Raw genomic sequence first — 11,531 nt, 5'->3', positions numbered from 1 at the left:
AGGAAACGATGGTCTTCTCGTAGCGGGTGGCCAAGCGGCGATACTGCTTCATGCGTCCGAAAAAGCGTTCGATTTTGTTGCGGTCGCGGTAGGCATTCTCGTCCAGGGGCAGCGGTTGGGTGCGGTTGGGGTGGCTGGGGATGACGGCTTGAATACCGCGTTGAGCGCAATAGGCGCGGGTTTGGTCGCTGTCGTAGGCCGTGTCGGCCACTACCTGGCCCACGTCGAGGCCGTCGAGCAGGGGCAGCGCCTGCGGGCTGTCGCCGGCCTGGCCGGGGGTGGCGAGCAGGCGCACCGCGTTGCCCAGCGACTCGACGCAGGCGTGAATTTTGGTGCTCATCCCGCCCCGGCTGCGGCCGAGGCACTCGGTCTGAGCGTCGCTTTTTTTTGGCCCGCCGCGTGCTGGTGCGCCCGCACGATGGTCGAGTCGAGCAGCACCCAGTCCAGCTCCGGCGCTTGGACGACCTGGAAAAGGCGGCGCCAGACGCCTTTTTCGGCCAGCCGGCGGAAGCGTTTGCGGGCCGTGTCGGACTTGCCGAAGCGTTCGGGCAGGTCGGCCCACGGGCAGCCGGTGCGCATTATCCACACCACAGCGTTGAAAAACAGCCGGTTATCGACGGCCGTCGCCCCGCCATCGGCGGCCTTGCCGGAGAGGTGCGGGGCAACCAGGGCCCAGGTAGCATCAGAAATTTCGTGACGGCGCATGCTGAAAAGTAAATAAGCAGTAAACATATAGCTGATTTCTTATTGTCCTCACGCCCTAGCGGTACTGCTGCTGCCAACTTATAACGCCCATCTAAACGGGGTCTAAACGGCCTTGCTGCCCCGCTCACTCTTTTTCCTTACTCCGTGCTTACACTCATTTATTACGACCAAAGCGCCCACCAAAGCGCCCAGCAGGAAGGAGCCCGGATGGCCGACCGCCTAACGGACCTGGTGGCCCAGTTCGCGGCCCTCGCTTTGCCCAATGCCGCCCCCGTTGCCACGGCCGATTTGCCCGACCTCATTGCCGACCCCAAAGCTTGGCTGGTGGGCCGCTTCCTGGGCAGTGGCAGCGGCGCGTTCACCCTGGGCGGCTTGCCCGTGAACCCGGAAAAAGTATTGGAGCTGGTGCAACGCCCGGCTGGCTTCGATGAATTCATTGCCGCCGTGAAGGAAACGGCCGGCTGGTTTCCTCACCAAAGCTATGAGCTGCGGGGCGCTGCCTCTTATGTAGTTGCTGGCAACGGGCAAGTGAGTGTGTCCGCAGCAGCAGCAGTTGCACAGGAAGCCCGCTTCAAACGCTACACGGCTACGAACGCACAAGATGAGCTGCTGACAGATTTAACGGCCGTTTGCACCGTCCTGAATCGGCTGCGCACGGGCGTGTTGTCGGGCGGAAGTCTGCTAAGTGGCGGGGGACGGCTGGATGCTGCGCTGATTGTGCCGCCGTACGGCAGCACTGACCCCGTGCGCCCGAATCCTGATTTTATCATCCATTACGCCCGCTAACCGATGGCTACGACCCAAGACTTTTTGCAAGGTGCGCTGGCGCATCTAAACCAACAGCTTACGGACGCAGGCAACGATGGCCGGGTGGCCGGAGTGCCCGCGCACATGCTTACCCGTGAAAAAGGGTTGATTGCGGCGCTGAAAAATGCGGCTGAGCAAGCCCCGCATAACGTGCATATCAGCCGGGCGCTGGACTGGATGGAGCGCCTCCACCACGCGGCGGGCAACCCCGTGCGCAACCTGGCACAGGCCAACCCTGGCAGCCCGCAAGTGGGCCTGACTGCCAGCTACCGCCAGGATTTGCAGCAGGCCGTGAACTTCGTGCAGCAAGCCTTGCAGCAGGTCGATACGCCCGCCCGCAACCCGGCCCCGCTCAACGGCGCGGGAGCCGCTGGGCAGGGCGAACGCGCCGGATGGAGCATTCAGGATTGGATGGAGAAAGCGCCCGAAGACTTGAAAGCGATGGCCGATAAGGAGCCAGACAAGTACCGCGCCCTGGTAAGTAAGGGATTTCCATCGGTGGGCAAATCCTAAGCCACCATAAACAGCACTTAACCGGGCGTTAAGCCCTCTTTAAACGTTACTTTTTCACCCTTTATTTCCGCTTACCCATGATTTACAAAGACAAGCCCGCCGAATTTTCGCCCGCCGAAATCACCGATTTCGAGAGCAAGAACCCCAGCCGCGAAAAGGTGGAGGTGTTCCGCTACGAGTCCAAGCGCAGCAAGGACAGGCCCGCTACGTTCTATGTGGCCAAGCCCAACCGCTTGCAAATCGAAGCCATTGAAGAAACGCGGGAGCGAAGCCGCGGCAACGGCAACGATTTGATGATTAACACGGGCGTGCTGGCGGGCGACGTGGACCAGCTGGACGAAGATGACGCCCTGTACTTCGGCCTGCTGCGCGACGTGACGAACTTGATTGAAGCTAAAAAAAAGCTTTAAGTGAGCTTCAAGTTGCCAGCCGGATTGATTTGACCGAAGGAGCACAGGACCGCCGCAAGGTGGACGTGCTCCTTCGTTTTCATTACGGGGTGGACCCCGCCACGCTGGACGACGCCGCCTACTGGCAACTGTGGGCCGATTACGAATTTGTGCACGAACACAAGCGCGCCCTCTACATCGGGGCCTTGCGCCAGGTGCTGAGCGAACTGTTTACTGAAAGTGAATAACCGGGGTTATGAGCAACGACAAAGAAGCCGCCTTCATCATGAAGCTGGTGGACCTGGTGAGCGGCCCGCTGAAAGGCGTGGCCGACATCACGGGCACCACCACCAAAAAACTTAACGAGCTGACCGGGGCCGCTAACCACGCCGGCAAGGTGGGAGGCGGGGCGTTCACCGGCCTGAAAGGCGGGCTGGCCGGGGTGAAAAGCGGCCTCATGGCAGCTGCCAGCGAAGTGCCCGGCCTCAACCAGGTTATCGGCCTGGTGAGCAACCCCTACGTAGCGATTGCGACCAGCATCGGCGCCGTGGTGGCCGTGGCCGGTAAAGCCACGGGCATGGCGATGGACTTTGAAAAGGGCATGGCCCAAATCAACACCACGGCCCGGTTGGGCCGGCCCGAGCTGGACGCCCTGCGCAACCAACTGCTGACGATGGGCGCGGGCTCCACCGTGCCGCTGCAAGAGATTCCCGCCGCCTACAACCAAATCATTTCGGCGGTGGGCGACTCCAAAAAAGCCCTCGACATTTTCGGCCCGGCCCTGCAAGCCAGCCAGGCCGGCTTCACCGACATCCGCACCATTGCCGATTCGGTAACCAACGTGCTGGGCGCGGTGGGTAAGGCCACGCCCACCGAAGCCCTCGACACGATGTTTGCCGCCGTGCGCCTGGGCAAAGGCGAGTTCAAGGACTTTGCCCAGTACCTGCCCAAAATCATTCCGCTGGCCAACAACGCGGGCATCAAGTACCAAGAAGTGGCCGGGGCTTTCGCCTTGATGACGGGCAAAGGCCAGAAGGCCGAACAAGCCGCGATGCTGCTGGAAAACGCCATGACGGCCCTGAGCAAGACGGACGTGATTTACGGCTCAAAATCGGTGAAGGGCTTTGAGCGGAGCGGCATTGCCATTTTCGACCAACAGCACAAAATGCGCACCCTAGTGGACATCGTGGGCGACTTGAGCAAGAAAACCACGGGGCTGAACGACCAACAGCGGCAAGCCTTCCTGGCGGGCCTGGGGCTGGACACGCAAGCCGCCGCCTCGTTCTCCATCCTGGCGCAAAATGCCGGCCAACTGAAAGAATTCGTGGGCGGCACCACCAACAGCGCGGGCGAGATGGCCGAAGCCTACCAACGCAGCCTGAGCCCGGCCGATAAGCTGACGCTCTACCAACAGCAGTACCGCAAAATCATGACCGACATCGGGTACAAGCTGCTGCCCTACGCGAACAAGGCCCTGGAAATGGGCCTGGGCTGGGTAGAAAAAATCAAGAACAACAGCGAGCTGATTGGCAACTACTTCAAAGCATGGGCCGCGCCCGTGCGCCTGGCGTGGTCGGCGGTGAAGGGCGTGTACAACGTGCTCGACAGCATCAGCGGCCTGACGGGCGGCAGCACGGGGTCCTTGATGCAGGCCCTGTTTGGGGACGCGGGCGACTTCATGCCCTCGCTCAAATCGTTTTTGAACGACTTATACCGGGGCATTGACGTGCTGCTGAGTGCGATTGACGACGCTTCGGAAGGGCATTTTAAACAGGCTGCCCAGCGCTTCACCGATTTTCGCAGCCAGTTGCGGGCCGAAGCATCGGAAAAAAGCTACGATGCGGGCAAGGGGCAAGACTTTGCCAAAATGATGGGTTTCGGCTACGTTGCTGCCGCGCCCTACCTGCTGCCGTTCGGGGCGGGCGGCGGGGCCGGCAAAAAGAACAGCCCGCCGCCGCAAAGCCCGCTGGCGGGCCTGAACGCCCGCAACAAAGGAACCAACCTCGAAGGCGACAATAGCAAGGCCCGCATCGTCAATCTGCGCATTGACAAAATTGAGGTAAATCCAAAAGTGTACGGCGCCACGGCGCAAAACATGAAAGACATAGGCAACCAGGTAGCGGCAGTAATCGTCGGGGCCACACGGGATGCAGAAATCATTTTAAGCAACGGAAACTAATGGCTGAGTTGAATTACGACCTGAACAACCTCTATCGCCAAGCATTTCCCGACTTGGCGTCCCGAGTGCTCACCCGTTTGGATGGCGTGCGCGATGTGGCCCTGGGGCAGCTGGATACGGCGCTGGGCGATGCCTTCCGCATTCCTATGGAAGCTCCGTCGCCTGCGCAGCTCAATTTCGCCGGCATCGAAGCCAAATTGGTAGTGCAGGGCGACGTACCAAGCTGGTACGGGTCACCCGTTTTTCAGGCCATTACCTTCCGACGAGGGACCTATAATTTCCTGGGCACGGGCCTTAAGCAAGGACAGGTACTGACCAAGCCAATGGGTGACTGGCTGTTGCCGCATTCGGCCACGGCGGAATTTCGCCAGGCGAAAAACCTGACCAAAAGCAGCCCAAGCGGGTCGGTGGGCACCGTTAAGGAAATGTGGAGCTTGGAGGACTGGGATATTACGATTCGGGGTCTGATTCTTCACCGGCTGCCCAACGTGTTTCCCGAAGAACAGGTGCGTGCCCTGTTGGAGTGGAGCCGCCTGGCGGACAGCATTAGGGTAAGTGGGGAGATGTTTGGGCTCCTGGGCATTGACCGGCTAGTGATTGAAAACCTGAACTTGGGCAAGGTGGCCGGGATGCCTAATGTCGTGCCGTTTCAAATGCAGTGCAGCAGCGATGAGGCCGTTGAACTGGCCATTTTATCCAACCGAATTCGTTAGTCCGATGCTCTTACTCTGTGCGTGCCGCCTGGTCTTCCCCGAAGCCTCCCGTTCCGATGCTCCCCCCCGTCCGGCCTTTGAGCTGCGCCAGGTGCTCTCCGTGAAGCTGTCCAGTAGCTGGCGCAATCTGACCAACGCGGCCACCGTGGAACTGCCCACCCGGCTGCTGTTCCACAACCAAAAAATTCTGGTGAAGGACTGGCTGCAACGCGGCGATGCCCTAACGATTGACTTGGGTTATAATTTGAATGTGGTGCGCGAATTCACGGGCTACATTGCCGATGTGAAGCCGGGCTACCCCGTGACGCTCACCTGTGAGGATGCCATGTACCTGCTCAAGCGGCACCCCGTCAAATGCAGTTACGCGGGCGTCACCTTGCGCCAGCTCCTGCACGACATCTGCCCGAAAGGGACGGTTATCGACGCAGCCGATGTAAGTCTGGGGCAATTCCGGGCCGCCAATGTGACCGTTGCCAAAGTGTTGCAAAAACTGCGCGAACAGTACGGATTCGTGAGCTATTTCCGGGACGGCACGCTGTTTTGTGGCAAAGTGTACCACGAGCCCCGCCCGAAGGAGCCCACGGCGTTCAGCTTGGAGCGGGACGTACTCACCGATGGGCTAGAGTACCGCCGCGCCAGCAACTTGCGCGTGATTGTGGAGGCCACTAGCCGCGAATCCAAAGGCAAGGATTTGAAGGTGACGGTGGGCGACGTAACAGCGCTGGACGCGGAACGGCGGGCATTGCTATACTACAACGTGCATTCCGAAGAGGCGCTGCGCACTTTTGCCTTAGCAGACCTCCGAAAAACGAAAGTAGAGGGCTATAAGGGTTCGTTTACGACCTACGGCGCGCCGTCCATGCGGCATGGGCAAGTGGCCCGGCTTACGTCGTTGCAGTACCCGGAACGGGACGGGGATTTCTTCATTGATGCGGTAACCAAAACCTTCGCCAGTGACGGTTACCAGCAAGAAATAACGCTGGGCTCACAAGCGGCCCTGGACGGGTTAACGTAGTCGGTGTGGCACATGCGTAACCCAGAAAGACAAGCAGCCAAAGAGGCGAAAATCAAAGCCGATTATGCAGCCTTAGTAGCGAAGAAACTGTTTCTGAAAGAGCACCTGATTGCCGAGTTGAGCGAGAAGTACGACCTGCAACCCTCCACCATTGAAAGTATTGTATACGGGGCTTATGATGCCCGTCGCAAGCGAAGTAGTATGCCTGCCGTATCTTTACCGGCACAGCAACAGCCCGAATAGGTGCTATCAATGCGGAGTTGGCTTCGGCTGGCTGCAAGGAGGGACGTTGTTGCTACAAGCCGGTTTCTTGTTGAAGTCTGGTGGCCCGGAATGGTCTTACCTAAGCGGCTTGGAAAAGACCGTCCTACAATCGTGGGACGGTCTTCTTTTTAGCTTTTTGCCCGTACAACGGGCACCCCTGCGTATGAATAAAATTCAATAATATGCAGGGCATTTAGTGGCTGTTTCTCGGGGCTTAAATGGCCGTTAAATCAGTATTTAAGGCAGCAGTCGGTTCAACAAATTGAATTGCCTGAGCGCATTTTTTGATTTACCGCTTATAGTTGCCTACTGGCTTCGCGTTTCTGACGCGCGGGGCCAAAGAGACCAGACGGGGCGAACGGACCAGACGGAGACGTTTGGAAACGCCAAGCCAGCAAGCCACGCGTCAGAGACGCGCGCCAGCGGCTGAGGGCGTAAGTCCTGGACTAAAAACTGGTTCCCCTCTCCCGGAGGGGAGGGGTTAGGGGTGGGGTTTGCGCCTGAGCTACGTAGGGTCAGCCTCAATACTGGCTGATAAATGCGTACGCGCCCAGCGTGTAGGTCACGGCCGAGGTGTAGTGGTTGCCGCCCGGAATGGGGCGCAGCTGCACCTGAGTGGCGCCGCGCTTTTGCATGGCATCGTAGGCATCCTGCGAGTTGAAGAAGGGCACGTAGTCGTCGGCGGTGCCGTGGAACAGGGCCAGCGGGGCGCGCGGCTTCCAGTCGTAGATATCGTTGTTGGCCAGCGCGGCGGCCAGGGGCGCGTCGCTGTTGTTCAGCACGGCTTCGCGGAAAGCGGGGGCGAATAACTGCGCCTGCTGGCTGGGCACGGAGCTAAACGGGTCGGCCTGCAACTGCACAGCGTAGGGCGCTTGATAGTAGAAGGAAAACGGCCGGTTGAGGGCGTAGATGCGGTCGTAGGTGCGCAGCACCCACACGTAGGAGCTGAGGAAGCTGAGCGGCTGGGTGGCGCCCAGAATGTAGCGGGCAAAGGCGCTTTTGTGGTAGGCGCCCGCGCCGGGCGCGCTGGCCGTGACCGGCAGGGCCGTGGCGTATTTCTCTTCCAGCAGCTTGTGGAGGGCCATGGTGGCGTATCCGCCCTCGGAGTAGCCCAGCAGAAAATTCTTCTGGTTGACGGTTATTTTCTCCCGCTCGCAAAACTCACGGGTGGCCCGCAGCATGTCGGCCGAGGCCGAGGCCAGCGAGGCGGCGTGCTCGTAGGGGTGGGGCAGGGCCTTAGAGGCGCCGTAGCCCAGGTAGTCGGGCGCCGACACCACGTAGCCCGTGGAAGCCAGCACCGATACCACCGACCACACGTCGCTGCCCGTGGCATAGTAGGAGGGCGCCTGGGTTTCGCTGCTGGGCGTCAGCGTGCCGTGCTGGTAGCTGAGCACCGGCAGTGCCGTCGTAGCCACGGGCACCAGCACCGCGCCCGAAGCCGTGGTTTCGGTGCCTTCCGGCGTGCGGGTGCGGTAGGTGAGGCGGTAGGCTTTGATGGGGTAGCGCACCAGACTGCCCGCCAGCGGCACGCCTTGCACCCGGCCGGCCAGGTCGGCGGCACTCACTTCGGCCAGCAACGTGCTGCCGGTGAGTACGGTTTCGGTAGCAACGGGAGCTTCGGGCGCCACTGGGGCGGGCTCCGGCGTGGTGCTGTTGCAGGCCGGAGCCCCCAGCAGGGCTACAAACAGCCAGATGATACGGAATTTTGGAACAGCCAGGAAGGTGGATGATAGCACGCGGGGCAGGTTTTTGGTTGGAAGTTGAAACGCACAACGTTTTTGGACGGTGCGGGCGTTCCGGTTGGTGTTTCGGCTGGCGAGCCCGCCGCCTAAGTTGCGGGAGAAACAAGGAGCCTCGCCAGTTGCTGACTGATGGGGCTTTTTTGGTGGGTATGGTTTTGTTAAGCGCACTAACTTGCGAAAAGTTGGTAGACTACGAATTGTACCGTTTGCATAGACTATTTATCGAGCCGCTGAACCGCATCCTACCGCTGCTCGGCGATGAGTGCCCGCCCTGTTTTCACCCCCCGCACCCTAACCCCAGTAAGCGCGTGAAGAAGAACGCGCTGCGAGCTTTGGGTATTATTTCAGTACTTGCCATTTGAATATCCTGCTTCCCCTTTATCCACCTTTATTTCTGGTCTTTTGAAACACTCCCTACTCCTTTTTCTCTGCCTGCCGCTGCCTGCTTTGGCCCAGTACCGCAGCCCCGGCATGCAAGTGCAGCAGATTCGGCAATCCCAGCAGGACTTCAACCGGTCGATGAACCAGCGGCAAATGGACCAGCAGCGGCAGTTTACGCAGCGCTCGTTGGAACGAAACGGCGCCCAGCGGGGGGCAGGGGCGCTCACGCCGGAGCAGCAGCAGCTGGCCGAGCAACAGGCCACCGAGAAGCTCGCGCAACTGGCGCAACAGCAGCAGCGCCAGCGGGAGGAACACCCCGCGGCGACGCCGGAGCTCGCGGCGGCCCAGCAGCAAAAAGACGCCAGGAAACTCACCGTACTGGCCGTGAAAAACTACCACGACGTGTTCCTGCCTGGCCAGGTCGCCCGCGCCCGGCAGACCCAGCAGTTTTCGCCCGCCGCCCAGCGCGAGCTGCGGCGCCTGCATGGGAACCTGGCGGAGAAAGGGTGGTGGAAAAAGCAGGACGCCGCCCAGCTGCCCAGCATCCTGAAAGCGTACGGCGACACGCTGCGCGTGCGCACGGCGGACCTGCTCGGCTTCGACTTGGCGTCGCCCCCGGCCATGCCTGCACCGCTTTCCTTGAGCCGCGTGCTGAGCGGCTTGGCTGCGCACACGTTCGACCAGCAGGTGGCCACCCAACTGGTTGAGGAGGCGGCGCTGGGCGAGAAGCTACTGGCGGGGCAGGAGCTGGCGAAGGCCGTCCACGCCTTCGGCGGCCTCACCACGTCGGCAGCTGCCAACCCGGAACTGGCCGACAACCCCAAAAAGCTGCGCGACGAAGTGCAGGCCAGCCTGCGCGCGGTGACGCAAGGCGTCGAGCGCTATTACGCCCGCATCGGCAGTCTCGACAAAATCGATAATGCGCAAAAGGCCCTGCTTAAGTCAACCGAGGCCTACGTCGCCCGCAACCGGAAGTAAGCCCCGCCGGGGGGGCTGCTCGCGGCATGCGCAGTCCAGTATCTAGCTCCTTCTGCTGAACGGGGTGCGTTTACGGCTCGACCGTATGGCTGAACGTTGTTGAAGCGTTTAATTTGTCCCTGATGAGCAGGAAAGATTACGTGGCCTACGCGGTGTTTTCGATGGTGGCCATGTGCTGCTTATTCGCCGGAAAGGAGGTCTTTGGCTTCTTTGGCAGCGTGTTTGGCGGGGCGCTGGGGATGTTCGCTGGGTTCGCTGCCCTGCGGCTGCTGGCCCGCCGTTCCCTGCGGTTTGGCGCATACGCATTGGCCTTGGTCACCGTGGTGGGGCTGTCCACTCTTTACGGCTTGGTGCGGTTGTCGAACCGCACGGTGACCGTGGCCAACCTACAGGGCCGGTGGGTGGCCAACGACCCCGGGGGACCCATAACGCTGCACATCCGGGGCTCGACGGCGGTGCTGGACATGGAGGTGTTTACGGTCCCCCACCGCTTCGCCCTGGTCGTCGCCCACGATAGCTTGCGCTTGACCAGTGCCAAGCTGATGCCCTTCGCATGGCGCGTGCATACTCTGACCAAGACCCGGATGGACATCAGCGCCAAGCAAGGCGTGTTGGATTTCCAGCGGGACGACCCCTAAGGCTGCCGTTTCGCTCCTTCCACCAAACAGAGCGCGTTTACCTTCCGACCGTTTTTGTGAACGAGCACCTGGGCTGTCTCTTATCTTTACCAGCTCACTGGTAGCCGCTGCATCTTTTTGAGGAAAATCTTAGTCGTCATAGGAATTGCCGCCATATGGGTCATGCTCTGGTTGCAGCTGCGCTCAAACGCCCGCAGACAAAAGTTCATCCACACCATCCGGCTGTACAACCAGTTGCTGCGGGCGGGGCAGGAAGCCGATTTGCCCTACGCGCGGGTGCATTTCCCCCCGGGGTCGGGTTTTCTGGGCCAGCGTTTCGTAAACCCGAGTTTGCAGGACCCGTTTGAGCGGTGGCAGGAGGAACTCTCGACGGCCGAGATACCCGACCAGGACTGGGTGATGGCGACCGCCAATCCGTTCTACAACGCCTACGTCGCCGCTTATTTCCAGCAGCAAAAGCGGGTACAGCGCGCCATGGTCGCCTTGATGGCCGTAGCCGTACTCACCATTTACTTCGCGCAAGAATAGTTTTCCTGCAGCTGTTCGACATCGGCTAGGTAATCCCTCCTCTTGGTGAACTGTTAAACCAAACAGCCAGCAAGTGCCATGGGGCTTGGAACCGCCTTCTTTGCCGGAGCCAAGTTTAAGAAACTCGTCTACCAATTAAAGTTTAAGAAACCTCAGTAGTTGATGAGTTTCGTAAACTTGGAGCAACTGGGAGCCCCGCCAGCCCCTACCGGGCCTCCTCGTTGCTCCAGGTTGCGGGGGCTATTCGTCCGGCGGGGGCGGCGGGTCCGCTTTGGCTGCGGGCCACCACGCGGGCCGCGGATTGGCCGTTACGCTGCGGCTGCGGCTGGAGGTGGTGGTGAGTATATAGGGGCGAAAGTTTGCGCTACCAGAACCGCTGGCCGCAGTGCGGCGCGTAGCGCGTAACTGCGGCCAGCAACCAGACTGCTATTTCGTGCTATTGCCCCCGCCGAATTTCCGGGCCGGATGGCTCCTGCTCTTCGAGGGCGGCGGCCAGCACGGCGGCTTCGGCGTGCAGGCCGGCCAGACGGGCCTGGGCCAGTAGGGTGGGGGCTGCGCCGCTGGTGCCGAGCAGCTCCTGGCGAGCCTGGCTGAGCAGCAGCGCCCATTGCGCCTGCTGGGCCCCGAGGCGGGCGGGCGGCAGCGGGGCGCTGGCATCGGCCGGGGCCAGCGCGGCGGG

At 60.9% G+C, this 11,531-nt stretch carries 13 protein-coding genes and 1 pseudogene; 11 read left to right on the top strand and 3 right to left on the bottom strand.

Going from position 1 to position 11,531, the window contains the following annotated elements:
• Positions 1-705: pseudogene (locus GM79_RS24680) on the bottom strand (IS5 family transposase); the annotation flags it as partial.
• A 144-nt stretch (positions 706-849) separates the two neighbouring features.
• Between GM79_RS24680 and GM79_RS06305 the strand changes: the two are divergent.
• The 8 genes from GM79_RS06305 to GM79_RS24675 all read left to right on the top strand — a co-directional run bounded on the left by GM79_RS06305 (position 850) and on the right by GM79_RS24675 (position 6,564).
• A complete protein-coding gene (locus GM79_RS06305) occupies positions 850-1,491 on the top strand; it encodes a hypothetical protein (RefSeq protein WP_035560963.1) in 642 nt (213 codons plus the stop codon).
• Positions 1,492-1,494: 3 nt separating this feature from the next.
• A complete protein-coding gene (locus GM79_RS06300; RefSeq protein ID WP_035560961.1) occupies positions 1,495-2,025 on the top strand; it encodes a hypothetical protein in 531 nt (176 codons plus the stop codon).
• A gap of 77 nt (positions 2,026-2,102) precedes the next feature.
• Positions 2,103-2,435 (top strand): hypothetical protein, encoded by a 333-nt coding sequence (locus tag GM79_RS06295; RefSeq protein ID WP_035560958.1) that lies wholly within the window; start codon positions 2,103-2,105, stop codon positions 2,433-2,435.
• A 29-nt stretch (positions 2,436-2,464) separates the two neighbouring features.
• Positions 2,465-2,662, top strand: coding sequence for a hypothetical protein (locus GM79_RS06290; protein WP_035560955.1), 198 nt, complete (start codon positions 2,465-2,467; stop codon positions 2,660-2,662).
• An 8-nt stretch (positions 2,663-2,670) separates the two neighbouring features.
• Positions 2,671-4,593: a phage tail tape measure protein gene (locus tag GM79_RS06285; protein WP_035560951.1), complete on the top strand. Its 1,923-nt coding sequence runs from the start codon at positions 2,671-2,673 to the stop codon at positions 4,591-4,593.
• Positions 4,593-5,306, top strand: a complete 714-nt coding sequence (locus GM79_RS06280; RefSeq protein WP_035560948.1) for a DUF6046 domain-containing protein — start codon at positions 4,593-4,595, stop codon at positions 5,304-5,306. The genes GM79_RS06285 and GM79_RS06280 overlap by 1 nt, the downstream gene beginning before the upstream one ends.
• Before the next feature lie 4 nt (positions 5,307-5,310).
• Positions 5,311-6,321 (top strand): hypothetical protein, encoded by a 1,011-nt coding sequence (locus tag GM79_RS06275; protein WP_035560945.1) that lies wholly within the window; start codon positions 5,311-5,313, stop codon positions 6,319-6,321.
• A gap of 12 nt (positions 6,322-6,333) precedes the next feature.
• Positions 6,334-6,564 (top strand): hypothetical protein, encoded by a 231-nt coding sequence (locus GM79_RS24675; RefSeq protein ID WP_152559871.1) that lies wholly within the window; start codon positions 6,334-6,336, stop codon positions 6,562-6,564.
• A gap of 542 nt (positions 6,565-7,106) precedes the next feature.
• Here the strand turns inward: GM79_RS24675 and GM79_RS06270 are convergent.
• A complete protein-coding gene (locus tag GM79_RS06270) occupies positions 7,107-8,321 on the bottom strand; it encodes an alpha/beta hydrolase family protein (protein WP_072008556.1) in 1,215 nt (404 codons plus the stop codon).
• 408 nt (positions 8,322-8,729) lie between these two features.
• On the opposite strand from GM79_RS06270, the gene GM79_RS06265 reads away from it, so the two are divergent.
• From GM79_RS06265 to GM79_RS06255, 3 genes are all read left to right on the top strand, one after another.
• Positions 8,730-9,686 (top strand): hypothetical protein, encoded by a 957-nt coding sequence (locus tag GM79_RS06265; RefSeq protein ID WP_152559870.1) that lies wholly within the window; start codon positions 8,730-8,732, stop codon positions 9,684-9,686.
• 122 nt (positions 9,687-9,808) lie between these two features.
• Positions 9,809-10,324: a hypothetical protein gene (locus GM79_RS06260; protein WP_035560941.1), complete on the top strand. Its 516-nt coding sequence runs from the start codon at positions 9,809-9,811 to the stop codon at positions 10,322-10,324.
• Positions 10,325-10,486: 162 nt separating this feature from the next.
• Positions 10,487-10,852, top strand: coding sequence for a hypothetical protein (locus GM79_RS06255; protein WP_152559869.1), 366 nt, complete (start codon positions 10,487-10,489; stop codon positions 10,850-10,852).
• A 436-nt stretch (positions 10,853-11,288) separates the two neighbouring features.
• Here the strand turns inward: GM79_RS06255 and GM79_RS25385 are convergent.
• Positions 11,289-11,531, bottom strand: a 243-nt coding sequence (locus tag GM79_RS25385) for a hypothetical protein (protein WP_035560935.1), incomplete at its 5' end; no start/stop codon positions are given.

This window comes from Hymenobacter sp. IS2118 (assembly GCF_000715495.1).
GTDB lineage: Bacteria > Bacteroidota > Bacteroidia > Cytophagales > Hymenobacteraceae > Hymenobacter.
This window is presented reverse-complemented; position numbering and strand designations above follow the sequence as displayed.